General features: G+C 71.5%; 21 protein-coding genes and 4 tRNA genes. 9 read left to right on the forward strand and 16 right to left on the reverse strand.

What is annotated here, in order from left to right; genetic code table 11:
* Positions 1 to 2: 2 nt before the first annotated feature.
* Genes ruvC through FLP23_RS09100 form a run of 3 tightly spaced genes read right to left on the reverse strand, consistent with a single transcriptional unit; the run spans position 3 to position 1,994 of the window.
* Positions 3 to 563 (reverse strand): crossover junction endodeoxyribonuclease RuvC, encoded by a 561-nt coding sequence (gene ruvC / locus FLP23_RS09090; RefSeq protein WP_246139948.1) that lies wholly within the window; start codon positions 561 to 563, stop codon positions 3 to 5.
* Between the two features lie 25 nt (positions 564 to 588).
* Positions 589 to 1,350, reverse strand: coding sequence for a YebC/PmpR family DNA-binding transcriptional regulator (locus FLP23_RS09095; protein WP_149325569.1), 762 nt, complete (start codon positions 1,348 to 1,350; stop codon positions 589 to 591).
* A gap of 32 nt (positions 1,351 to 1,382) precedes the next feature.
* On the reverse strand, positions 1,383 to 1,994 hold the full coding sequence (locus FLP23_RS09100; RefSeq protein ID WP_149325570.1) for a hypothetical protein: 612 nt from the start codon (positions 1,992 to 1,994) through the stop codon (positions 1,383 to 1,385).
* A 134-nt stretch (positions 1,995 to 2,128) separates the two neighbouring features.
* Here FLP23_RS09100 and FLP23_RS09105 point away from each other — a divergent pair, with 134 nt between their 5' ends.
* A complete protein-coding gene (locus FLP23_RS09105; RefSeq protein ID WP_149325571.1) occupies positions 2,129 to 2,545 on the forward strand; it encodes a VOC family protein in 417 nt (138 codons plus the stop codon).
* A 4-nt stretch (positions 2,546 to 2,549) separates the two neighbouring features.
* Here FLP23_RS09105 and pdxT read toward each other — a convergent pair whose 3' ends face one another.
* The 9 genes from pdxT to FLP23_RS09150 form a co-directional block, all read right to left on the reverse strand.
* On the reverse strand, positions 2,550 to 3,143 hold the full coding sequence (gene pdxT, locus FLP23_RS09110) for a pyridoxal 5'-phosphate synthase glutaminase subunit PdxT (protein ID WP_149325572.1): 594 nt from the start codon (positions 3,141 to 3,143) through the stop codon (positions 2,550 to 2,552).
* Between the two features lie 10 nt (positions 3,144 to 3,153).
* On the reverse strand, positions 3,154 to 4,080 hold the full coding sequence (gene pdxS, locus FLP23_RS09115) for a pyridoxal 5'-phosphate synthase lyase subunit PdxS (RefSeq protein WP_149325573.1): 927 nt from the start codon (positions 4,078 to 4,080) through the stop codon (positions 3,154 to 3,156).
* A 37-nt stretch (positions 4,081 to 4,117) separates the two neighbouring features.
* A complete protein-coding gene (locus tag FLP23_RS09120; protein WP_149325574.1) occupies positions 4,118 to 4,687 on the reverse strand; it encodes an HIT family protein in 570 nt (189 codons plus the stop codon).
* A 24-nt stretch (positions 4,688 to 4,711) separates the two neighbouring features.
* Positions 4,712 to 8,116, reverse strand: coding sequence for a S8 family serine peptidase (locus FLP23_RS09125; protein WP_149325575.1), 3,405 nt, complete (start codon positions 8,114 to 8,116; stop codon positions 4,712 to 4,714).
* A gap of 168 nt (positions 8,117 to 8,284) precedes the next feature.
* Positions 8,285 to 10,234: a threonine--tRNA ligase gene (gene thrS, locus FLP23_RS09130; RefSeq protein WP_149325576.1), complete on the reverse strand. Its 1,950-nt coding sequence runs from the start codon at positions 10,232 to 10,234 to the stop codon at positions 8,285 to 8,287.
* Positions 10,235 to 10,262: 28 nt separating this feature from the next.
* Positions 10,263 to 11,861 carry a trypsin-like serine peptidase gene (locus FLP23_RS09135; protein ID WP_149325577.1) on the reverse strand — a complete coding sequence of 533 codons (1,599 nt, stop codon included), beginning with the start codon at positions 11,859 to 11,861 and terminating at the stop codon, positions 10,263 to 10,265.
* Positions 11,862 to 11,939: 78 nt separating this feature from the next.
* A tRNA-Val gene (locus tag FLP23_RS09140) sits at positions 11,940 to 12,014 on the reverse strand.
* 33 nt (positions 12,015 to 12,047) lie between these two features.
* Positions 12,048 to 12,118: transfer RNA gene (locus FLP23_RS09145), tRNA-Cys, on the reverse strand.
* A gap of 52 nt (positions 12,119 to 12,170) precedes the next feature.
* Positions 12,171 to 12,243: transfer RNA gene (locus FLP23_RS09150), tRNA-Gly, on the reverse strand.
* Between the two features lie 111 nt (positions 12,244 to 12,354).
* Between FLP23_RS09150 and FLP23_RS09155 the strand changes: the two genes are divergently transcribed.
* Positions 12,355 to 12,430 (forward strand) — tRNA-Val (locus FLP23_RS09155).
* Here FLP23_RS09155 and FLP23_RS09160 read toward each other — a convergent pair.
* Together FLP23_RS09160 and FLP23_RS09165 are read right to left on the reverse strand one after the other, a co-directional pair.
* Positions 12,431 to 13,459, reverse strand: a complete 1,029-nt coding sequence (locus FLP23_RS09160; protein WP_149325578.1) for a hypothetical protein — start codon at positions 13,457 to 13,459, stop codon at positions 12,431 to 12,433.
* A 105-nt stretch (positions 13,460 to 13,564) separates the two neighbouring features.
* Positions 13,565 to 14,785: an ammonium transporter gene (locus FLP23_RS09165; RefSeq protein WP_149325579.1), complete on the reverse strand. Its 1,221-nt coding sequence runs from the start codon at positions 14,783 to 14,785 to the stop codon at positions 13,565 to 13,567.
* Positions 14,786 to 15,005: 220 nt separating this feature from the next.
* Here FLP23_RS09165 and FLP23_RS09170 point away from each other — a divergent pair, with 220 nt between their 5' ends.
* Positions 15,006 to 16,148: a Na+/H+ antiporter NhaA gene (locus FLP23_RS09170; protein WP_149325580.1), complete on the forward strand. Its 1,143-nt coding sequence runs from the start codon at positions 15,006 to 15,008 to the stop codon at positions 16,146 to 16,148.
* Here the strand turns inward: FLP23_RS09170 and zapE are convergent.
* Positions 16,138 to 17,148 carry a cell division protein ZapE gene (zapE, locus tag FLP23_RS09175; protein WP_149325581.1) on the reverse strand — a complete coding sequence of 337 codons (1,011 nt, stop codon included), beginning with the start codon at positions 17,146 to 17,148 and terminating at the stop codon, positions 16,138 to 16,140. The genes FLP23_RS09170 and zapE overlap by 11 nt on opposite strands.
* 134 nt (positions 17,149 to 17,282) lie before the next feature.
* Here zapE and FLP23_RS09180 point away from each other — a divergent pair, with 134 nt between their 5' ends.
* The 3 genes from FLP23_RS09180 to FLP23_RS09190 are packed head-to-tail and all read left to right on the forward strand — an operon-like array spanning position 17,283 to position 19,357.
* Complete coding sequence (locus tag FLP23_RS09180) at positions 17,283 to 18,182, forward strand: sulfurtransferase (RefSeq protein ID WP_149325582.1); 900 nt, start codon at positions 17,283 to 17,285, stop codon at positions 18,180 to 18,182.
* Positions 18,183 to 18,206: 24 nt separating this feature from the next.
* Positions 18,207 to 18,641 carry a SufE family protein gene (locus tag FLP23_RS09185; protein ID WP_149325583.1) on the forward strand — a complete coding sequence of 145 codons (435 nt, stop codon included), beginning with the start codon at positions 18,207 to 18,209 and terminating at the stop codon, positions 18,639 to 18,641.
* Positions 18,638 to 19,357 carry a dihydrofolate reductase family protein gene (locus FLP23_RS09190; RefSeq protein WP_149325584.1) on the forward strand — a complete coding sequence of 240 codons (720 nt, stop codon included), beginning with the start codon at positions 18,638 to 18,640 and terminating at the stop codon, positions 19,355 to 19,357. Before FLP23_RS09185 ends, FLP23_RS09190 begins: the two co-directional genes overlap by 4 nt.
* Here the strand turns inward: FLP23_RS09190 and FLP23_RS09195 are convergent.
* The gene (locus FLP23_RS09195; protein WP_149325585.1) at positions 19,333 to 20,517 is read right to left on the reverse strand and encodes an alpha/beta hydrolase family protein; all 1,185 of its coding nucleotides are present in this window, start codon (positions 20,515 to 20,517) and stop codon (positions 19,333 to 19,335) included. The genes FLP23_RS09190 and FLP23_RS09195 overlap by 25 nt on opposite strands.
* A 68-nt stretch (positions 20,518 to 20,585) precedes the next feature.
* Between FLP23_RS09195 and FLP23_RS09200 the strand changes: the two genes are divergently transcribed.
* The 3 genes from FLP23_RS09200 to FLP23_RS09210 all read left to right on the forward strand — a co-directional run bounded on the left by FLP23_RS09200 (position 20,586) and on the right by FLP23_RS09210 (position 23,736).
* Entirely contained in the window at positions 20,586 to 21,182 is a 597-nt protein-coding gene (locus FLP23_RS09200; protein ID WP_149325586.1) for a DUF3000 domain-containing protein, read from the forward strand.
* Entirely contained in the window at positions 21,175 to 22,401 is a 1,227-nt protein-coding gene (locus tag FLP23_RS09205) for a ribonuclease D (RefSeq protein WP_246139949.1), read from the forward strand. The genes FLP23_RS09200 and FLP23_RS09205 overlap by 8 nt, the downstream gene beginning before the upstream one ends.
* 111 nt (positions 22,402 to 22,512) lie before the next feature.
* Positions 22,513 to 23,736 (forward strand): thiolase family protein, encoded by a 1,224-nt coding sequence (locus tag FLP23_RS09210; RefSeq protein ID WP_425468246.1) that lies wholly within the window; start codon positions 22,513 to 22,515, stop codon positions 23,734 to 23,736.
* Position 23,737 lies beyond the last annotated feature (1 nt).

Consider the following 23,737-nt stretch of genomic DNA (forward strand, 5'->3'; position numbering starts at 1 on the left):
TTCTAGAGTCTACGTTTCGCCGCCGACTTCTCCGCGGCACGCCACGCCCGCTGCGCGGGGGTCAATCCCCCGGTGGCACCCGCGTCCGGCGCGGTCGCACCGCCCCGCCAGCCGTGGCAGATCGCGAGGGCGAGGGCGTCCGCCGCGTCCGCGGGCCGCGGGATCTCGGCGAGCCCCAGCACTCGGGCGACCATCGCGCCCACCTGCGCCTTGTCGGCGGAGCCGTAGCCCGTGATCGCGGCCTTCACCTCGCTCGGCGTGTGCAAGGCGACCGGCAGCCCGTGTTCGGCCGCCTTCGCCACCGCGATGCCGCTGGCCTGCGCCGTGCCCATGACGGTACGCAGGTTGTGCTGCGCGAAGACGCGCTCCACGGCGACCGCGTCGGGATGGAACTCGGCGATCACGGCGGCGATCCCCTCGGAGACCGCCAGCAGCCGTTGCGGCAGCTCGGCGTCGCTCGGCGTGCGGATGACCCCCACGTGCACGAGCGACACCCGCCGGTCGTGCAGCACGTCCACGATCCCGACCCCGCACCGGGTGAGCCCGGGGTCGATCCCGAGCACCCGGAGCGCTGGCTGGGCGATCGGACTAGTCCTCGGCGTCGAGCTCGGCCTGCACCTCGGCTGAGATGTCGACGTTGCTGAACACGTTCTGCACGTCGTCGCTGTCCTCGAGGGCATCGATGATGCGGAACACCTTGCGCGCGGTCTCGGCGTCGACCTCGACCTTGAGGTTCGGCACGAACTCGGCCTCGGCCGAGTCGTAGTCGAGGCCGGCGTCCTGCAGTGCCGTGCGAGCCGCCACGAGCTGTGAGGGATCGGTGACCACCTCGAAGCCGCCGCCCTGGTCGATGACCTCCTCGGCGCCCGCGTCGAGCACGGCGAGCAGGATGTCGTCCTCGGTGACGCCGTCGGCCTTGGTGATCGAGATGACGCCCTTGCGGCTGAAGTTGTACGCGACAGAGCCCGGGTCGGCGAGGGTCCCGCCGTTGCGGCTCAGCGCCGTGCGCACCTCGGCGGCGGCACGGTTCTTGTTGTCTGTGAGGCACTCGACGAGCAGCGCGACGCCGGCCGGGCCGTACGCCTCGTACATGATGTTCTGGTAGTCGACGCTCTCGCCCGAGATGCCCGCCCCGCGCTTGATGGCGCGATCGATGTTGTCGTTGGGCACCGAGGTCTTCTTGGCCTTCTGCACGGCGTCGTACAGGGTCGGGTTGCCCCCGAGGTCCGCCCCGCCCATCTTCGCGGCGACCTCGATGTTCTTGATGAGCTTCGCGAACGACTTCGCACGACGCTGGTCGATGACCGCCTTCTTGTGCTTGGTCGTCGCCCACTTGGAATGCCCGCTCACGGTGCTCCTCTCGAAGAAATCCGCCTGTCAGTCTATCGGCGCTCGGGGAGCCGGACTCCGGCAGTGCGCGCCTCGAGGGCGGCGAGCGCGTGGACGGCGCGGGAATCGCCGTCCCGCCAGTCGCGCAGCGGGTGCGGGGAGATGGCGGCGAGCTCCTTCGATGTCGCGTCGTCGAGCGCCCGCAGCGCGAGGAGCGCCTCGCCGTCCTCGAGTGCCGCGAGCTCGCGCACCTGAGCGGCGCGCCTCGCGAACCGCAGACGCGGCAGCAGCCACGCGAACACCAGGATCACGAGCGGCACCGCCACGATCGCGATCGCGACGAGGGTCGCGCTCGTCTCGATGATCCCCTGGGTCGCGCGCCCGGCATCCGCCAGGGAGCCGCCCGCCCCGCTCGCGGCGTCGAAGGGACCGCGGATGCCGTCGCCGAGCAGCGGGATCCCGCCGAGCCGATCGCCGATGTCGCCCATCGTGTCGGCGAAGCCCGTGCCCGCGCTCTCGAGCTGGCTGCCGATCGCACCGAGCGCCCAGATCGCGCCGTGCACCACCACCGCGACGGCCACCGCGGCCGCGAGCACGAGCACCGCGATCGCGTCGGCGACGATCTGAGCGGTCCGGCGGGCGGCAAAGTCTGCGTAGAGCCTCATGCGCCCAGCATGGCCCGTCGGGCCCCCATCCGTGCCAGAAATGCAGGAGTTGCGCGCGATCCTCCCCGCACCCTGGCGGAGAAGTCCGCGCGCGGCGCCACATCTCCTGCATTTCTGGGGCTACGCTCTCGGAGATGTTCAGCCTCGGCCGCGTCACGATCCTCGTCGAGGACCTCGATCGTTCACTCGCCTTCTACCGCGACCTCCTCGGATTCGCCGTGCTGTACGACGGCGAGTTCGTTCCGGGGGTGCGTACCGCGCATCTCGGCACCGCCGGGGTGCGGGACCCGGGCATCTGGCTGCTGCCCGCAGGCGAGCACGATCGCGAGCGCGTCGGCGCGCAGACGGGAGGGGCGCCGGCACTCGTGCTCTACACCCCCGAACTGCAGGGCGCGCTTCGGCGCTTGGAGGCCGCGGGGGTCACCGTCGTGAAGCCGCTCGTGCGCGACGGCGACGCGGCGTTCGCACACGTGCTCGACGACTCCGGCAACGAGCTGCTGCTCGCCGAGCTGGGCGCCGTCGACGAACGGGCCTACCGCCTCATCGACTGAGCCGTCAGGCGAGCGAGCGCACCTTCTGCAGGAAGCGCTCGTGGAAGCGGTGCTCACCGGTGACCTCCGGGTGGAAGGAGGTTCCCAGCAGGTTCCCCTGCTCCACCGCGACGACGCGACCGTCGGCGAGCGAGGCGAGCACCGTCGCCTTCTCCCCCACGCTCTCGACCACAGGCGCGCGGATGAACACCGCGTGCACCGGCACCTCGCCGAGCTCGGGGATGGCGATGTCGGTCTCGAAGGAGTCGTTCTGGTTGCCGAAGGCGTTGCGGCGCACCGCGACGTCCAGGCCGCCGAAGCTCTCCTGTCCGCCGATCGCGTCGAGCACCGTGTCGGCGAGCATGATGAGGCCCGCGCAGGTGCCGTAGACGGGCATGCCCGCCGCGATCCGTGCCTTGATCGGCTCCGCCATCCCGAACAGGCGGCTCAGCTTGTCGATGACGCTCGACTCGCCGCCCGGGATGATGAGCCCGGCCACCTCGTCGAGCTCGCTCGGGCGCCGCACCGGGATGCCCTCGGCGCCGAGCTCGCGCAGCACCGCGAGGTGCTCGCGCACGTCGCCCTGCAGGGCGAGGACGCCGACGCGCGTCTCGGGCATCCGCCGTGCGCTACCAGCCACGCTCGGCGAGGCGGTGGGGCGCCGCGAGGTCGGCCACGTTGATGCCGACCATCGCCTCGCCGAGTCCGCGCGAGGCGTCCGCGATGACCGCCGGGTCGTCGAAGAAGGTGGTGGCCTTCACGATCGCGGCCGCGCGCTTGGCGGGCTCACCGGACTTGAAGATGCCGGACCCGACGAAGACGCCGTCGGCACCGAGCTGCATCATGAGGGCCGCGTCGGCCGGGGTGGCCACGCCGCCCGCGGTGAACAGCACGACCGGGAGCTTGCCGGTCTCGGCGATCTCGGCGACGAGCTCGTACGGCGCCTGCAGCTCCTTGGCGGCCACGTACAGCTCGTCCTTGGTCTTGGAGCGCAGCACGTTGATCTCGGAGGTGATCGTGCGGATGTGCTTGGTCGCCTCCGACACGTCGCCCGTGCCGGCCTCGCCCTTGGAGCGGATCATCGCCGCGCCCTCGGTGATGCGCCGCAGCGCCTCACCCAGGTTGGTGGCGCCGCACACGAAGGGGGTGGTGAACTGCCACTTGTCGATGTGGTTGACGTAGTCGGCCGGCGAGAGCACCTCCGACTCGTCGATGTAGTCGACGCCGAGCGCCTGCAGCACCTGCGCCTCGACGAAGTGGCCGATGCGGGCCTTCGCCATGACGGGGATCGAGACGGCCGCGATGATGTCGTCGATGAGGTCGGGGTCGCTCATGCGGGCCACGCCGCCCTGGGCGCGGATGTCGGCGGGAACCCGCTCGAGGGCCATGACGGCGACCGCGCCGGCGTCCTCCGCGATGCGCGCCTGCTCGGCCGTGACGACGTCCATGATGACGCCGCCCTTGAGCATCTCGGCGAGGCCGCGCTTCACGCGGTCGGTGCCGAGGGCGGTGGCGGAGGTGGATCCGGAGACGGGGGGAAGCGCGGTGTCACTCATGATGCCCCGATTCTACGGCGGCACCGGGAGGTGCGAGTCACCGCGTGACGTCGGGCCACGCCTCGGCGATCTCGGTGCGCACCTCGCCGAGCAGGCGCGGCAGCGCCTTCGTCTCGGCGATGATCGGGAAGAAGTTGGCGTCCGTCGCCCAGCGGGGTACGAGGTGCTGGTGCAGATGCCCCGCGATTCCGGCCCCCGCGATCGCACCCTGGTTCATCCCGATGTTGAAGCCGTCGGCGCGCGAGGTGGCGCGGATGACGCGCATCGCGGTCTGGGTGATCGCCCCGATCTCGGCCACTTCTTCCTCGGTGGCCTCGTCGTAGGTGGCGATGTGACGGTACGGCACGACGAGCAGGTGGCCGCTGTTGTACGGGAACAGGTTGAGCAGTGCGTACGAGACCGCGCCCCGATGCACGATGAGGGCGTCCTCGTCGGATCTGCCGGGGGCCGTGCAGAACACGCACTCGTCGCCGGGGGCGGCGCCGCCCCGCTCGATGTAGGCGATCCGATGCGGGGTCCAGAGGCGACCGAAGCCGTCGGGGATGCCGGCGAAGGAGTTCGCCGGTTCGGCGTTCGGGTACTCGGTTCCGTCGTAGTCGCGTGCCATCCCCGACAGGCTACCGGGCGTGGCTCACCGCACCCGGATGCTCGTCACCTCCACGGGGATGGTGCTGATGGCATCCGAGCGCAGGGTCGCGCTCGTCGACCAGGTGCCGCGGATGAGCCCCTTGACCGTGTAGTCGAAGGTGACCGCGCCGCCCGCGGTGGGCGGGCTCGTGTGGAGCAGATAGGCCTTGTCGGTGTCGACGTCGGCCACCGTGATCCCGCTCGTGCCGTCGCGGTTCTCGGCGCCGGTCAGCGCGCCGACCGAGGCGTCGGGCGTGAGCGGCCCGCCGTAGGTGACCCAGGCGTTCTCGGTGGCGCCGAGCTGGATCCACACCTGGAAGGAGTTGGCGCCTCCCCCGCTCCACACCGGCACGTCCTCCCAGTCGACGACGAGCCAGGTGGTCACGCCGTCGCTCAGGGTCGCGACGCGGATGGCGCCTCCGCCGCCCGGGTTGAGGTCCGTCCAGAACGGCGCGATCACGTTGTTCGGTCGTGCGGCGTCGGGGAAAGCCGCCGGCGGCTCGAACTCGACGTCCGCCGAGGTGCCGCCGCCGATCACCACGTAGCCGTTGGAGACCACGCCGATGCTGCTGTACACCTCACCGCCGTACACGAAGCTCGGCACGGTGAAGTTGACGATGCTCTCGTCGCCCACACCCGCGACCGGGGTGATCCCGTACCCGGAGAGCGGGTCGTAGCCGCTCACCACCTCCGCCGGGTCGACCGCGTCGATCGCATCGATGGTCGGCGGGAGCGCACCGGTGAGCGTGCCCTTCCAGTTCGCCCCGAGGGCGCGCTTGGTGGCGGGCGCGGTCACCTTCGTCACCTGCAGCAGCGGGTTGGCGATCACGTCGATGGTCGCCTGCACGTCGACGGGCAGCGTGCTCGACGCCGTCACGGTGCAGGTCGAGATCTTGCCCCTGTCGATCGTGGTCGGCGCGCACGATTGGGCGAGCGCGAGCGAGGCCTCACCCACGTTCACGGCGACCGGGATCACCACCGGGAGCGCGCCGCTGCGCGATCCGCTGATGGTCAGCTGCCCCTGGTGCCAGCCGTCTGCCGCCTTCACCCCGCTCACGATGATCGTGAGCTTCTTGGACGCCCCTGCGCCGAGCGTGAACCGCGCCGGGGTCACGAGCGCCTGGACGCCGTCGGCGAGCGTCGCCTTCACGGTGAAGGTCTGGCTCGCGCCGCTGACGTTCGTGACGGTGCGCGTGACGACGGCCGCGCCCGGGAGCGGATCGATGTAAATGCTCGGGATGTTGAGGTCGATCCGGCCGAGCGGGTCGCCCGCGCTCTCGACGAAGTCCGCGGCCGTCTCGCTGATGGTGAGGGTCGGCGTGACCGCGCGGTTGGCGCGGATGCTGCCGGCGCCGCGGTCGAAGACGCCGGCCGCCGAGCCGTCCGGGTTGACGACCGACTGCAGCGACGAGGTCATGAGCGCCGACTTCACCTGCCCCGGCGTCCAGTCCGGGTGGGCCGCGATAAGGAGCGCGGAGACCCCGGCCGCGTGCGGCGACGACATCGAGGTGCCGGCGATCGCCTGGAAGAGCTCACCCTGCGGCCCGGTCGCGGGATCCGTCGATTCGGGCGTGTGCCCGGCGAGGATCTGCACGCCCGGGGCGGTGACGTCCGGCTTCAGGAACTCGCCGATCGGCCCGCGCGAGGAGAATCCCGCCATCACGTCGCCCGCGGCGGCCGAGGTGGTGCCCGCGGCCCAGCTCGCGGTGACCCCCGGGTGCGCGCCGAGGAAGGCGAGCAGCTCCGCGTTGGGACCTTCGAGATGGATCGCCGGGAGGAAGTGGTTGTCGGTCTCGACATCGCTCGCCGTGGGGTTGTAGAGGATGAACCCGGCGGCGTCGCCCTGCAAGGCGTTGAAGCCCTTCTCGACGCGGCCGTTCTGCCCGCGTTCGCACACGACCACCTGGCCGGTGAGCGATCCGGCGGGGAACGGCTGGAGGCAGAGGGGACCGCCGCCGTATCCCGGTACGGCGGCGGCCAGCACGACGGGTAGACCCGAGACGCCCTGCGTGAGGGTCGAGCCCGACTTGCTGAAGCTCGCACCGTCGCTCGAGGTGAGGGTGAGGGTCGAGGAGAACTGCCGATCGAAGGTCGATGCGGCGACGGTGGTCACCCACGGCGCCGCGTGGTTCGCCGTGGAGGCGCCGGGTCCGTCGTTCCCCGCGGAGGCGTTCACGGTGATCCCCGCCGCGTAGGCGTCCAGGAAGGCCAGCCCGACGGCGTCGGTGTACACCGAGGCGCTGCCGCTGATCGAGTAGTTGATGACGTCGACGCCGTCGACGATCGCCTGCTGCACCGCGTCGAGCAGATCCGAGGTGTAGCCGCCGCCCGGACCGAGTGCGCGGTAGGCGATGACGGATGCCCCGGGGGCGATCCCGCTGACCGGGCCGCGGTCCACGCCGAAGATGGGCGCGCTGGTCACGTAGTCGCCCACCGCGGTCGTGGCGGTGTGCGTGCCGTGCCCCTCCGAGTCGCGGGCCGAGCAGCCGTCCGCGGAGCAGAAGTCCTCGGCGCCGATCTCGTTGAGTGCCGCGTAGGTGTCGAGGAAGGCGTAGGCGCCCACGAGCTTGTCGTTGCAGCTGAAGGCGGGGTCGCCGCCGTCGCCGAACTCGCACGCCCATGGTCCACCCGCCGGGGCGGGGATGCCGTTGTCGGCGAGCATCGGATGCTCCGGCCAGATGCCCGTGTCGATGACGCCCACGATCACGCCGCGTCCCGCCTTGTCGCGGCCGCCGAGCGACGGCCACACGGCGTCCGCGCCGATGAAGGTGCTCGCGTCGTTGTCGATCGCGGCTCCGGCCGCAGCCGCGCCGACCGCCGCGCTCCCCGCCGGGGTGAACCCGGACGAGGCACCCGTGTCGGACGCCGGCAGCTGGCGCAGCGAGTTGTCCTGGACGGCGGCGACACCCGGGACCGCGAGCACCTTCCGCGCGTCGCGCGCGGCGACCGTGAGGGCCAGGCCCCCGTACGCGACCGCGTAGCTCGCGAGCGGTTTCGCGGAGGGCACCGCCCCCAGGATGTCCGCCTGCGTGCTCGCGATGACCTCCTTCACGTGGGCGAGGTAGCGCGCCACCGCGGGGTCGCTGAGCGACAGCTTCGTGCCGGTGACCTCGGGACTCGTCGCCGGGAACCCGTCGAGACCGCCCGCGTAGGAGGCGACCGGGTCCACGTCGACCTTCACCATGATCGGCACGACCGCGGCGTCGGCGCGCGCGAGCACGGCCTCGTCGCTCTGCGCGAGCCGCCCGGTCTTGCTGCGGGCGCCCTCCTGGGGCGGGTCGCTCGGGGTGACGGCTGCCGCCTGGAGGGCGGGACCGGGGTCCGCGGCGAACGCGGGGGCACCGATGCCCGAGAGGATGAGCGCCGAGACGGCGACGGTGGACACGAGCACAGATCGACGAAGACTCACGGCTTCCCCTCCGCGGGTGGTGGTGCGGTGTGCGGTGAACGACGCGTCCCCCGAGAGCGGGTAGACCGAGGGGTCTAGGAGCGCCTGCTGGTCACGGTAGCGAGCCTTCGATTCCGGCCGCTACCCACGAGCGCGCAAGATCGCTGCGAGTTGCGCAGGAATTCTGCGTCAGACCTGTGCGTGCGAGTCGATGGCCTCGCGGATGCGCCGCACCGCCTCCTCGACGGGGATGCCGTTGTCCTGCCGTCCGTCGCGGAAGCGGAAGCTCACCGTGCCCGCGTCGCGGTCCTGCCCCCCCGCGATGAGCTGGAACGGGATCTTCGCGAGGGTGTGCGTGCGGATCTTCTTCTGCATCCGCTCGTCGCTCGTGTCGAGCTCCGCACGCACGCCGTCCGCGCGGAGACGATCGACGATCTCGCCGAGGTAGTCGGCGAACTCCTCCGCCACCGGCACCCCGACCACCTGCACGGGCGACAGCCAGGCGGGGAACGCACCCGCGTAGTGCTCCAGCAGGATCGCGAAGAAGCGCTCGATCGAGCCGAGCAGGGCGCGGTGGATCATCACCGGCTGGTGCTTCTGGCCGTCCGGGCCGGTGTACTCCAGCTCGAACCGCTCGGGCTGGTTGAAGTCCAGCTGCACGGTGGAGAGCTGCCAGGTGCGGCCGATCGCGTCGCGGGCCTGCACGGAGATCTTCGGGCCGTAGAACGCCGCGCCCCCCGGATCGGGCACCAGGTCGAGCCCGGACGCGAGCGCCACCTCGCGCAGGGTCTCGGTGGCCTCCTCCCACAGCTCGTCCGAGCCCACGTACTTGTCGGGATCCTTCGTCGACAGCTCCAGGTAGAAGTCGTCCAGCCCGTAGCCGCGCAGCGTCTCGAGCACGAACTCGAGCTGGCTGGCCACCTCCGCCTTCACCTGATCCTTGGTCACGTAGACGTGCGCGTCGTCCTGGGTCAGCCCGCGCACCCGGGTGAGACCCGAGAGCGTGCCGCTCTTCTCGTAGCGGTACACCGTGCCGAACTCGGCAAGACGCAACGGCAGCTCGCGGTAGCTGCGTCCACGCGCCCGGAAGATCAGGTTGTGGAAGGGGCAGTTCATGGGCTTCAGGTAGTAGTCCTGACCCTGCTTGGTGATGTTGCCCTCGGCGTCGTGCTCCTCGTCGAGGTGCATCGGGGGGAACATGCCCTCGGCATACCAGGCGAGGTGTCCGCTCGTCTCGAAGAGGTTCGCCTTGGTGATGTGCGGTGAGTTGACGAGCTCGTAGCCGTTCTTGAGCAGCTGCTTGCGCAGGTACTCCTCCATCTCGTAGCGGATGATGCCGCCCTTGGGATGGAAAACCGCGAGCCCCGAGCCGATCTCGTCGGGGAAGCTGAAGAGGTCGAGCTCGATCCCGAGCTTGCGGTGGTCGCGCTTGGCGGCCTCCTCCAGGCGCGCGAGGTACGCGCGCAGCTCGTCCTTCGTCGGCCAGGCGGTGCCGTAGATGCGCTGAAGCTGCTTGTTCTTCTCCGACCCGCGCCAGTAGGCGGCAGCGTTGCGCATGAGCTTGTGCTGCCCGAGGGCGCCCGTGTTCGGCACATGCGGGCCGCGGCAGAGATCCTTCCACGCGACCGTGCCGTCACGGTCGACGTTGTCGTAGATGGTGAGCTCGGCGCCCCCCACCTCGACGCTCTCGCCATCCTGACCGTCGGCTGCGGCGCCCTTGAGCCCGATGAGCTCGAGCTTGTACGGCTCACCCGCGAGCTCGGCGCGCGCCTCGTCTTCGGTCACCACGCGGCGCTGGAAGCGCTGGCCGGAACGGATGATGCGATCCATCTCCTTCTCGATGGCCGCGAGATCCTCCGGGGTGAAAGGCGTGTCGACGTCGAAGTCGTAGTAGAAGCCGTCGTGCACGGGCGGGCCGATGCCGAGCCTCGCCTCGGGATTGATGCGCTGCACCGCCTGCGCGAGGACGTGCGCCGTCGAGTGCCGGAGGATGTCGAGGCCGTCGGGCGAGTCGACCTCGACAGGCTCCACGAGGTCGCTCGCCGTCACCGTCGAGGACTTGTCCTTGAGCTCGCCGTTGACGCGGATCGCGATCACGGCACGGTCGGGGAACAGCTCGAAGCCGGTCTGCGCGCTCATTCCCCTTACTGTACCGGCGGCCGTGCGCTCACTCGCGCGGGACGTCGATCCGGGTGACGGGGGTCGGATTGCCCGCGAGGTCCATCCCGTAGAGGCAGTAGCTGGCCGGAAGCTCGTGCCGCTCGAGTCGGAGCGGCACGATGAGGAACTCGCGGAATCCGCTCGGGTCGTCGCAGTCGAGCTCGCCGAGCGGACCCCAGCCGTAGCGCACCGCCGCGATCTCGGGCGGCGAGAAGTGCGGGCGGATGAGCACCGAGCCGTCCTCGGCGCGCGTCACCTCCGCGTCGGCCGGGAGCACGGGGGGCGTGCGGTCGACCTCGAAGAGCACCGCGGCGGCCCGGTCGTAGCCGTCGTCGCGCACGGCGCACGCGAGATAGTGCCCCTCGTTTTCGGGAAGCGTCACGGGGATGTGGACGCCGAGCGTCTCCCAGCGCTCGCCGGCCTGCGGAAGCGACACCGACGCCGCGCCGTCGTAGCTCGCGGCGTCGAGGCAGGCGCGCCCGTCGCCGAAGGGGACCACGGCGGTGCGGACGGTGCCGGCCTCGGCGCCGACCAGCGCCAGCTGAGGAGGGCGGCCGAAGCCGTCGGGCAGCGTGCCGCCGCGGAACGGCCCGCCGCCGCTCTCGACCCACACATCCCCCGCCGGCAACGGGCAGTTCCCGCCGAGTGCGAACTCCCCGCTGTCGGGGTCGAAGCAGTCGCCGAGCCCGGCGACGCTCTGCGCGTAGCTCGTGTCCGCGACAAGGCCCGCGACACCGTCGTGCACCTCGCACGGCCGGTTGATGAAGCAGTCTCCCCCGGGCGAGAAGCGGTCGCCCGTCGTGGTGGTGTTGATGACGGCGACGATCGCCTCCGGCGCCCCGTCCGCATCCGCTCGCAGCAGGGGCGAGCCACTCGAGCCCTGGATGATCCCGGGGCAGTCGTTCGCCCACACGTCGAACCAGATCCACGACAGCTCGATGAGGGTGCGCTGCCCGTCGAGGGTGCACTCCCCGCGGCGCAGCACCCACTCGTCGTCCATGAGGTTCTGGACGGGCACGCCGACGTTGACGACGCGCTCCCCGGCTGCGGGCTCCGCATCGGCGATCGGGACCGGACGGATGCCGAGATCCTCCAGCTCGCCCAGCGTGCCGTCGAGGCGCACGATCGCCGTGTCGGTGAATCGCATGGTCGAGTAGGCGAGCTCGGCGACGTCGCGCGTGAGGGTGCCGTCGAGATTGCCGTCCGCCCGCAGGAACTCCGCCTCACCCGCCCAGGCCATCCCCACGGTCGTCTGCTGACCGAAGCGGGACAGGTCCCCCGTGCAGTGCCCGTTCGTGAGCACCCAGGCCGGGCCGTCCGGCACGCCCGTGTCGACGAGGGTGCCCGAGCAGTTGGCGCCGGCCGTGAGCTTCACGACGCCGCTGAAGGCGGTGAGCTCGTCGAGCCCCAGGGGCGGTGCGGGCGCCGGGATGCCGGAGTCGGGCGGCGGACCGGGCTCCGGTGTCGGATCCGGCGCCGGAGGCGTCGTGCATCCCGCGAGCAGCAGCACGGCGGCGGCCGCGACCACGCTCCACCAGCGCTGTCCCCCCGGGTTCTCCGCGTCCGGATAGCGGCCGGCGGGGATCGTGGACGGGCCCTCGCTCACGCCTCGACCCTAGAGCAGATGCCGGCCCCGGAGAACGACGAAACCCCGGAGCATTCCGGGGCCTCGGTGGAGCTTTCGTGGTGGGCGATACTGGGATCGAACCAGTGACCTCTTCCGTGTCAGGGAAGCGCGCTACCGCTGCGCCAATCGCCCGTGTCGATCGCCGGGGCTCTCGATTCGGGAGTGAGGTGGCGACGGGATTCGAACCCGTGTGGACGGCTTTGCAGGCCGCTGCCTCGCCTCTCGGCCACGCCACCAGGTGTGCGGCCCAGTGGCCGGAAATCCGGTGGACCGTGAGGCTTTACCTCGAGCGGATGACGAGACTCGAACTCGCGACCCTCACCTTGGCAAGGTGATGCGCTACCAACTGCGCTACATCCGCATGCCCGCCTCGCGGCGTGCGTGTTCGACTGTAGCCCATCCTCGCGCGGTGTCCAAACCGGCCGCGCCGTGTGACGGAGCACCCCGGCGGGTGTGGCAAGATGGTCGTCGCGGGCGATTGGCGCAGTTGGTAGCGCGCTTCCTTCACACGGAAGAGGTCATCAGTTCGAGTCTGGTATCGCCCACCATCACCTGGTCCGACGAGTCGCGTCGGAGGCGCGCCTCGGACCTCGCATCAGCCAGCTCGGCACACTCGTCACGACCCCGAACGCCGCGATCGCGAGGAACGCGGCGAGCGGGGGCAGCAGCGCCGCGATGCGCCCCGAGAACAGCAGCCCGATGGTGTCCCCGGACACCGCGGGCGCGAGGTAGCCGATCGCGGTGGAGGCGAGCACGACGAGCGCCCAATGGCCGCCGCGGCCGGCGGATGCGATGCGCCGGGCGCCGTAGACGAGTGCCGCGGCCGCCCCGGCGGCCGCCCCCACAGTCGCCGACCACGGGAACGACACGGTCGCCGCACCCGGGACGATCGCCACGAGCCCCGCGACGACGCCATCCGCGACCGAACGCAGCGGATGCCGCGAGGCCTGCCGCAGCAGGTCGACGATGAGCCACGCCGCTCCCCCGGCGAGCGGCGACAGTAGCGCGGCGAGCAGGATGCGTCCCGTGTAGCTGTCGATCGCACCCTCGAGGCTCATGAGCCACAGCGCACCCCCGAGCCAGAGCACGAGCACCGGCACGGCGAACCTCGCCCAACCCTGCTCGGCGCCGTGCACGTGCGCCCGCCACGCGAGCAACGCCGATGCCGCGGAGGACACGAGCAGCGCGAGCCCGCCGCCGAAGTCCTCCACGCGGCACTCCGGCATGGTGCACGCCGCGAACACGAGCGGCGGGACGATCACGCTCGCCGGGAAGACGACGAGCGCCCACCCGAGCACGAGGCTCCATGCCACGCGGCGACGCCCAGGAGCTGCCTCCTCCGCCGCGGCCCCGAGCAGTATCGCCACGGGGGCGACCGCGAACGAGACGCTCATCAGGAACTCCGGGGTGTCGGCGCGCAGCGCCGTCCCCGCACCCGCGGTCACGACGGTGGCGAGCGCAGTGGCGAGGATCGCCCGCAGCACGGCGACTCTCCGGCCCGCGGGACGGAACATGGCCGCCACGGCGACGGTCATGACGGCGCTCGCAAGGGCGGCCAGGGCGACGAGCGCGGGCATCGCTGCTCCGTTCGGGGGTCGGGGCGGTGAGAGGTCGGCACAACGATACGGGGCGCCGTCTCAGCTGAGACGGCGCCCCGCGTTCGGGTTTCGAGTTGCGACCGATCAGTCGGCCAGGGCGTAGCCCTCCTCGCCGTGCACGACCGTGTCGACACCGGCGAGCTCATCCTCGTTCTTGATGCGGAAGCCGATCGTCTTCTCGATGACGAAGCCGATGATGAAGGCCACCACGAAGGAGTACACCAGCACGCCGAAGGCCGCGATCGCCTGAACCGCGAGCTGACCGAAGTCACCGCTGAACACCAGGCCGGTGCCGATGGCGAAGAAGCCGAGGTACAGGGTGCCGATGAGGCCGCCGACCATGTGGATGCCCACCACGTCGAGCGAGTCGTCGAAGCCGAGCTTGAACTTCAGCTCGATCGCGAGGGCGCAGAGCGCGCCGGCGAGGATGCCGAGCACGAGAGCCCAGATCGGGTCGAGGTTCGCACAGGACGGGGTGATCGCGACGAGACCGGCGACGGCGCCCGAGGCGGCGCCCACCGAGGTGGCCTTGCCGTCCTTGAGCTTCTCGACGATCAGCCATCCGAGGACGGCAGCGGCGGTCGCGCCGAGCGTGTTGACCACGATGAGGCCGGCACCGGTGTTCTCGGGGCCGAGCAGCCCGAAGGTGCCCTCCGCACCGGCGTTGAAGCCGAACCAGCCGAACCACAGGATCGAGGCGCCGAGCAGCGTGAGCGGCACGTTGTGCGGCTTCTGGATGCCCTTCTGGAATCCGATGCGCTTGCCGAGCACGAGGGCCAGCGCGAGCGCCGCGGCACCGGCGTTGATGTGGACCGCCGTTCCACCTGCATAGTCGATCACGGCGGGGAGCCCGATGTTGTCACCCAGGTTGAAGATCCAGCCGTCACCCCAGACCCAGGCCGCGACCGGGAAGTAGACGAGAGTCGCCCACAGCCCCGCGAAGATCAGCCACGAACCGAACTTCGCGCGATCGGCGATGGCGCCGGAGATGAGCGCGACGGTGATGATCGCGAAGGTGGCACCGAAGGTGGCACCGACGAGGGTCGAGCTGTCGTAGCCCGCCAGAGCGAAGTTCTCGGTGAAGGGGTTCCCCGAGAAGGCAAGGCTGCCGCCTCCGAGGCTCATGTTGTAGCCGTACAGAATCCAGAGGACGCTGATGAGGCCGAGGGCGCCGAAGCTCATCATCATCATGCTGACGACGCTCTTGGCCTTGACCAGGCCGCCGTAGAAGAACGCGACCCCGGGGGTCATGAACAGCACGAGTGCCGTTGCCGCGATAGACCAGGCGAAGTTGCCGCTATCCATTCCTGTTGTTACCTCTCTCGTTGCATTGGACCGAACACCGGGGTGTGCTTCCGGTGAGGCAGCCCTCGGGTACGCGCTCAGTTTGGAAGGGGTACGTTTCGGTTCGGCGCGTGACAGGTTTCGCGAGTGTTACGGCGATCGGCCGGATGTAAACATCACGTTTCGCGGTGCTCCCGCTTCGCTGCGAATCCACCGCGCAGACGCATGAAAGAGTGGCCGCATGGCGATCTTCCGCTCCGAGCGCGCAGCAGGGCTGATGCTCGCGATCGCCGCGGCTGCCGGCCTCGCGATCGCGAACTCCCCCGTCGGCTCGGCCGCCATCGCCTTGCGCGACACCCATGCGAGCACCGGGGTCGCGGTGTTCGACCTCTCGCCCGGGCATGCGGTGGCCGACGGGCTGCTCGCGCTGTTCTTCCTGCTGGCCGCGATCGAGCTGCGCCATGAGCTCACCCGCGGCGAGCTCGCGAGCCCGCGCAAGGCGCTCGCCCCTGCCATCGCCGCGACGGGCGGGGTCGTCGTGCCCGCGCTGTTGTTCCTCGCCCTCGTGCGCGATCCGGCCGAGAGCGTCGGATGGCCGATCCCGACGGCGACCGACATCGCCTTCGCGCTCGGGGTGCTCGCGCTCGTCGGCCGCGGTCTGCCGCGGCGTGTGCGTGCCTTCCTGCTCGCCCTCGCCGTGCTCGACGATCTCATCGCGATCGCCATCATCTCCGCGTTCTTCACCCGCGACCTCGCCCCCGTGCCCCTGCTGCTGGCCGTGCCCGCGATCGGGGCGTTCGGATGGCTCAGCACGCGCACGACGCCCTTCCCCGTCGTGCGCACCGTCCTGCTCGTGGTGCTCGGGATCACCGCATGGGCGCTCGTGCTCACCTCCGGGGTGCACGCGACCGTCGCGGGGGTGGCGCTCGGGCTGGTGCTCGCGCCACGGACCGCGGTGCGCGTGCGTCACGCGCTCGAACCCTGGGTGAACGCCCTCGTGCTGCCGCTGTTCGCCCTGACCGCCTCGATGGTGGCAATCCCCGCGGTGCGCGAGGGCGGACTCAGCGCCGTCTTCTGGGGGGTGTTCGTCGCGCTCCCGGTGGGGAAGCTGCTCGGCATCACCGCCGGCGCGCTCCTCGCGGCACGGCTCGCCCCCCGCGCGGAGCGGGCGTCGGGGCTGCGCCCGCGCGAGATCCTCGTCGTCGCCACCCTCGGCGGCGTGGGCTTCACCATCTCCCTGCTCATGGCCGAGCTCGCCTTCCGCGGCGACCCGGAGCTCGTCGCCGCGGCGACCCTCGCGGTGCTCAGCGGATCGCTCGTCGCGCTCGTCGTCGGCGGTGTGACGACCGCACTCGTGGCGCGCCGCAGCCGACTCAGCTCGTGAGGGCGATGAGCCGCGAGATCGCGCGCAGGTACTTCTTGCGGTATCCGCCCGCGAGCATCTCCGCGCCGAACACCTCGTCGAGCGGCGTCCCGGAGGACACGATCCGCACCTGCTCGTCGTAGAGACGGTCGACGAACGCCACGAACCGCAGCGCGTCCGCCTGGTCGGTCAGGGTGTGCACGCCGCGCAGACCGATCCCGGCGAGCCCGTCGATGATGCGGATGTACCGGGAGGGATGCACCCGCGAGAGGTGCCGCAGCAGGGCGTCGAAGTCGTCGAGCGTGACCGTGCCGCCCAGGGTGCCGAGACGCGCCGCCAGCTCGTCCTCAGCGGTGACGGCGGCGTGCCCCTCGAGCTCGCGGCGCCGGTAGTCGAGTCCGTCGATCCGCAGGATCTCGAAACGGTCGGCGAGACCCTGGATCTCCCGCAGGAAGTCGACGGCGGCGAAGCGCCCCTCGCCGAGCGCGTTGGGAGGCGTGTTGGAGGTCGCGGCGATGCGGGTCCCGCCGGCGGCGAGCTCGCCGAGCAGGCGCGTCATCATCATGGTGTCGCCCGGATCGTCGAGCTCGAACTCGTCGATCGCCACGAGGGTGGCGCCCGCGAGCAGTCTCGCCGCCTGCGCGTAGCCGAGCGCGCCGACGAGCGCGGTGTACTCGATGAAGGTGCCGAAGTACTTGCGGCCGGGGGCGAGCCGCCACAGCGCCGCCAGCAGGTGGGTCTTGCCCACCCCGAAGCCGCCGTCGAGGTAGATCCCCGGCTTCACCTCGGGACCCTTCCGCCGCCCGAACAGGCCGCGCCCGGCGCCGCCGCCGCGCATCGCCTCCGCGAAGGCGCGCACCGTCTCCACGGCGGTCGCCTGCGACGGGAAATCGGGGTCCGGCCGGTAGCTCTCGAGGGTCGCGTCCGCGAACTGGCGCGGCGGGACGAGGGAGGCAGCGATCTCGGCGCCGGTCATCTCGGGAGCGCGGTCGAGGAGCGACGCGATGGTCGGCTGCGGCATGCGGGACTTCCGGTCGAGGATGGCGGGGCGGGGCGGGGTCGAATCTGTGTCGAACTCTTACGGCACGCCTGCGGCCCCCGGGGCCGGGTGCCTACCCTGGTCGAGCAGAAGCCTACCCGCAAGGAGATATCGCCATGGCCGTCGAGACCGACCCGAACCCCGCATTCGCCGACTTCGCCCACCCGGGTCGACTGGTCAGCACCGAGTGGCTTGCGAGCCACCTGGGCACCCCCGGCCTCGTGGTCGTCGAGTCGGACGAGGACGTCCTGCTCTATGAGACCGGCCACATCGAGGGCGCCGTCAAGATCGACTGGCACACCGACCTCAACGACCCCGTGCTGCGCGACTACCTGGACGGCGCCGGCTTCGCCGCGCTGCTCGGCGGCAAGGGCATCTCGCGCGACGACACCGTCGTGATCTACGGCGACAAGAACAACTGGTGGGCCGCCTACGCCCTCTGGGTGTTCACGCTGTTCGGCCACGAGGATGTGCGCCTCCTCGACGGCGGCCGCGCCAAGTGGGAGGCCGAGGGCCGCGCCTACACGACCGAGGTCCCGGTCCGCGAAGCCGTCTCCTACCCGGTCGTCGAGCGCGACGACACGGCCGTCCGCGCCTTCAAGGAGGATGTGCTCGCCCACTTCGGCAACCCGCTCGTCGACGTGCGCTCGCCCGAGGAGTACGTCGGCGACCGCACCACCGCCCCCGCCTACCCGGAGGAGGGCACCCTGCGCGCCGGCCACATCCCGAGCGCCCAGAACGTGCCGTGGGCGAAGGCCGTCGCCGAGAGCGGCGCCTTCAAGTCGAAGGCCGAACTGGACGCCATCTACCGCGACGGCGCCGGTCTCAAGGACGGTGATAGCGTGATCGCCTACTGCCGAATCGGCGAGCGCTCGAGCCACACCTGGTTCGTGCTCACCCATCTGCTCGGCTTCGAGGGAGTACGCAACTATGACGGGTCGTGGACCGAGTGGGGCAGCGCTGTGCGCGTCCCGATCGTCAAGGGTGCCGAGCCCGGCCCCGTCCCCGCTGTCTGAGCTCTCGCGCGGGACGGTGACCGCATGAGCGGCGCCGTCCCCGCCAAGCTCGCCGAGATCCGCGACGACTTCCTCGCGCTCGAACGCCCCGAGCGTCTGCAGCTGCTGCTGGAGTTCTCGCAGGAGCTGCCCGAGCTTCCCGAGCGCTTCGCGGACCACCCCGACCTCCTCGAACGGGTCGAGGAGTGCCAGTCGCCGGTGTTCATCTTCGTCGAGGTGGACGACGACCGCGTCGTGCACCTGCACGCCACGGCGCCCCGCGAGGCGCCCACGACGCGCGGCTTCGCCTCGATCCTCGTCCAGGGCCTCGCCGGCCTGACGGTCGATGAGGTGCTTGACGTGCCGTCCGACTACCCGCTCACCCTCGGTCTGACCGAGGCCGTGAGCCCCTTGCGCATCCGGGGGATGTCGGGGCTGCTGGGCCGCACCCAGCGGCAGGTCCGGGAACGTTCGGCGTGATCCTCACGCCGGTGCACCCGGAGCCGGCGGAGCCCATCCGGCTCGGGGAGCCGGATGCCCGGGACCGCTTGCGCGAGCGCTACCGCCGCGCGCCGGGCGCCCACGGCATCCGCGTCAACCTGATCGCGAGCGTCGACGGCAGCGCCCGGGGTGACGACGGCACCTCCGAGTCGCTCTCCAACCGGGCGGACCGCGCGGTGCTCGGCGCCATCCGGGCCGAGAGCGATGCCGTGCTCGTCGGCGCCGCGAGCCTGCGCGCCGAAGGCTACCTGCTCCCCCGGACGGCACGACTCGCGGTGCTCACCGCGAGCGGGGAGTTCGGCTCCGCCCAGGTCGGCGAGGTCACCGACCCCGAGAAGCTGCTCGTGCTCGGCCCCGAGGCGGCCCGCGCCCGCACCGACGCCACGCTCACCACACCGCACCGCTTCATCGCCCTGCCCACGGGCGCGAACGGGCTCGCCGAACTGCCTGCCGCGATCGAGGCGATCGCCGCGGCCGGCGCCCCTGCCATCGTCTGCGAGGGCGGACCGTCGCTCGCCGCGGCCCTGCTGGATGCGGGACTCGTGGGCGAGCTGTGCCTCTCCACGAGCCCCCGCCTCGTGGGCGGCTCGCTCCCGGTGCTCGGCGATCGGCGCCGCCCGGCGGTTCCGCTCGAGCTCGCCGGTCTGCTGCTCGACGACGCCGGCGGGCTCTACGCGCGCTGGCTGCTCAGCTGATCCAGCCAGTTGCGGATGGCGTCCTCCCACCGCGTGCGGTCGTAGTTCCAGAGCTTCGTGTGGCGGGCGACCGTGAACTCCTCGAAGGTGACGATGTCGGGGCGCGCCGTCGCGAGGGCGACGGAGGCGGTCGCCGGGACGAACCCGTCGTCGACGCTGTGCAGCAGCAGCACGGGGCGGTCGAGTTCGGCCGCGCGGCGCACGAAGTCGAGGCGTTCGAGGTCGAGCGGCTCCGCGAGCCCCGTGACGAGACCGCCCCAACGTGAACGGATGAGGGTGTAGACCCCCCAGCGGACCGCACCGGGCAGACGGCGCAGGCGCCCCTGGAAGTCGAGGGTCGCGATCCAGTCCACCACCGGCGAGTCGAGCACGACCCCGCTCACGAGCGCGGCGCGCGGCGATCGGGTGAGCGCCTGGAGCACGGTCGCGCCGCCCATCGACCACCCCATGAGCACGATCTCGCGCGCCCCGCGCGCGATCGCGTACGCCATCGCCGCGTCCACATCCACCCACTCGCGGTCCCCGAGCGCGTAGCGGTAGTCGGCGCTCCGCGGCGCCTCGCCGTCGTTGCGGTACGAGATGAGCAGGCTGTGGAAGCCCGCCTCCCGGAACGGGGCGACCGCCCGCAGCGTCTCCGGGCGACGGACGGCCCGCCCGTGCACCTGGATCACCCAGCGCTCCGAGTCGCCGTCGGTCGGCACGAACCAGGCGGGCGCGGGGCCGAGCGGGGTCGGCACGGCGACGTTCTCGTAAGGCAGGCCGGCATCCCGCGGGGTGAGCCAGAACCAGCCGCTGAACCGTCCGCGGGCGGCGTGCGCGAGGTCGCCGAAGTCCACGTCGACGAGTTCGCGGGTCACCCCACCGCGATCGATGCCGAGGATCTGCCCCACGCGGGCATGCCCCGAATCCCCGGAGAACCAGAAGCTGTACTCGCCCGGGAGCAGGGAGTCCTCGGTCGCGGAGAGGGTGATGCGATGGTTCTCGACATCGAGCCCGAGGACGCGGATGTCGTCCTCGCGCCGCGACGGCGGCGTCACGACCGTGCGCGCCACGATCGCGCTGAGCACCGCGATCACGCCCGCGACCAGCACGCCCAGCCCGAGCAGCCCCCCGGCGATGGCGGCGAGCGGCCGACGTGCGCTCTTCGTCGATGCACCCACGGCGACCTCCGCTCTCCGGGACGGCGTGGCAACGCCGCGGCCCTCGCTCAGAATCCTAGGCTTCTGGGGTGGCCACCTCCGCGACCGATTCCGCGCTTCCCGCGCCGTTCCGGCTCGCGGTCGAGTCGATCCGCGCCGCGCAGCCGCGCCCCGAGACCGAGGTCGTCGAGGTGACGGCGCCCACGGGTCTCGCCCCGCACGCGATCGCACTCGCCGCCGACGTGCGCCCCACCATCCACGGAGTCGACTCCCTCCTCGGCACCGGACGTTTCGTGCTGCTCTACGACCCCGAGGAGCCCGACGCCTGGGGCGGCTCGTTCCGGGTCGTCGCCTACGCCCAGGCCCCGCTCGAGACCGAGATCGGCATCGATCCCTTCATCGCCGACGTGGCGTGGTCGTGGCTCGTCGACGCCCTCGACGCCCGCGGCGCCGAGTACGCGGCCGCTTCCGGCACCGCCACCAAGGTGCTCTCGACCGGGTTCGGCGAGCTCGCCGGGCAGGGGGATGCGGCGCAGCTCGAACTGCGCGCGTCCTGGTCCCCCGTCGGCCCCGCGGTCGGCGTGCAGGTCGAGGCCTGGTGCGAGCTGCTGTGCATGCTCGCCGGGCTCCCGCCGTCGGCGGATGCCGTCTCCCTCCTCCCCCACAGCCGGACGCCGCGTGACTGAGCACCTCCCCACGACCGCCGACGCCGACCACCCCGAAGTCGAGGTCATCGACACCCGCGAGGGCTACCTCGCCGCCGTGGATGCCCTCGCCGCAGGGCACGGCCCCTTCGCCGTCGACGCCGAGCGCGCGTCCGGCTTCCGCTACTCCCAGCGCGCGTACCTCATCCAGGTGTACCGCCGCGGATCGGGCGTCTTCCTCTTCGACCCGCCCGCCATCGGCTCGTTCGCCGAGCTCGCGGCCGTGATGAGCAACGAGGAGTGGATCCTGCACGCGGCGAGCCAGGACCTCGCCTGCCTGCGCGAGGTGGGGCTCGACCCGGAGACGGTCTTCGACACCGAGCTCGGCGCCCGACTCGCGGGACTGCCCCGGGTGGGACTCGCCACCGTGGCCGAGGAGCTGCTGGGCGTGCACCTCGCGAAAGCACATTCCGCCGCCGACTGGTCGACCCGCCCGCTCCCGCAGGACTGGCTCGTCTACGCGGCCCTCGACGTGGAGCTGCTGCCCGATCTGCGCGATCGCATCGGAGAGCTCCTCGACCAGGCGGGGAAGGGCGAGATCGCACGTCAGGAGTTCGCCGCCGAGCTCGACAAGGCGCCCGTCGTGCGTCAGGAGCCCTGGCGACGGCTGTCCGGCCTGCACGCGCTCCGCACCCCCCGGCAGCTGGCCATCGCCCGCGCGCTGTGGGCGGCGCGCGACGAGTTCGCCCAGCAGCAGGACACCGCTCCGGGACGCCTCGTGCCCGATCTCTCGCTCGTCGCCGCGGCGCGCGCGCAGCCCGCCAGCAAGCGGGAGCTCGCCGCGCTCAAGGACTTCACCGGACGCGCCAGCCGCCGCGAGCTCGACCGCTGGTGGGCCGCCGTCGAGGCCGGTACCGCGGACCCCGAGCCGCCGTCGGTCCGCGGGACGGGGGACGGCGTGCCCGCGCCGCGTCTGTGGGCGGATCGCAACCCCGACGCCGACCGTCGGCTCAAGAAGGCCCGGGCCGCGGTCACGGAGCGCGCCGAGCAGCTCGCCATCCCGCTCGAGAACATCCTGACCCCCGACACGCTCCGGCGTCTCGCGTGGGCGCCCCCCGCCGACCAGTCGCCCGAAGGGATCGATGCCGAACTGGCCAGGCTCGGGGCCCGACCCTGGCAGCGCGCCGAGTTGAGCGGCCTCATCTCGGCCGCCTTTGTGGAGGCGCGCCAACCCGACGCCGCGGGCTCCCCCGAGGCGTAGTAGCTTCCGTCGAACGATCCGGCGAGCCCCCAGGGCGCTGCCTAGGATCGTTGACGAACCCGGATCGGTGCCGTCGCGCCCGGATCCGACCCCAACTGCTGTGGAGGCATCGTGGCCCAAGCGCCGTCGACCAATCGCTCGGACGTCGTGTTCGTGGACGGGGTTCGCACCCCCTTCGGACGCGCCGGAGAGAAGGGTCAGTACTGGAACACCCGCGCCGACGATCTGATCGTCAAGGCCATGATCGGCCTGCTCGAGCGCAACCCCAACCTGCCCAAGGATCGCGTCGACGATGTCGCGATCGCCGCCACCACGCAGCAGGGCGATCAGGGGCTCACCCTCGGCCGCACCGCGGCGATCCTCGCGGGCCTCCCGCTCTCCGTGCCGGGCTACGCGATCGACCGGATGTGCGCGGGCGGCATGACGAGCGTCACGACGATCGCCGGGGCGATCGCCTTCGGCGCCTACGACATCGGCATCGCAGGCGGCGTCGAGCACATGGGGCGCCACCCGATGGGCTTCAACGCCGACCCGAACCCCCGCTTCCTCGCCGAGAAGCTGGTCTCGCCCGACTCGCTCAACATGGGCAACACGGCGGAACGCCTGCACGACCGCTTCCCCTCCCTCACCAAGGAGCGCTCGGACCGTTTCGGCATGCGCAGCCAGCAGAAGGTGGCCGCCGCCTACGCGGCCGGCAAGATCCAGCCCGACCTCATCCCGGTCGCCATCAAGTCGGAGGCCGGATGGGGTCTCGCCACCCAGGACGAGGGCATGCGCCCCGAGACCACCATGGAGGGTCTCGCCGCCCTCAAGACCCCGTTCCGTCCGCACGGCCGGGTGACGGCAGGCAACGCCTCGCCGCTCACCGACGGCGCGACCGTCTCGATCATCGCGAGCGAGCAGGCGGCGCGCGAGCTCAACCTGCCCGTCAAGATGCGGATGGTGTCGTTCGGCTTCGCGGGCGTCGAGCCCGAGGTGATGGGGATCGGGCCGATCCCGTCCACCGAGAAGGCGCTGCGCAAGGCGGGCCTCACGATCGACGACATCGGGCTGTTCGAGCTCAACGAGGCGTTCGCCGTGCAGGTGCTGAGCTTCCTCGACCACTTCGGCATCGACGACGACGACCCGCGGGTCAACCCCTGGGGCGGCGCGATCGCGATCGGCCACCCGCTCGCCTCCTCGGGCGTGCGCCTCATGATCCAGCTCGCCCGCCAGTTCGAGGAGCACCCCGAGGTGCGCTACGGCCTCACCGCCATGTGCGTGGGCCTCGGCCAGGGCGGCTCGGTCATCTGGGAGAACCCGCACTTCCGCGGCGCGGGCAAGGGAGGCAAGTGAA

This window comes from Protaetiibacter larvae (assembly GCF_008365275.1).
GTDB lineage: Bacteria > Actinomycetota > Actinomycetes > Actinomycetales > Microbacteriaceae > Homoserinibacter > Homoserinibacter larvae.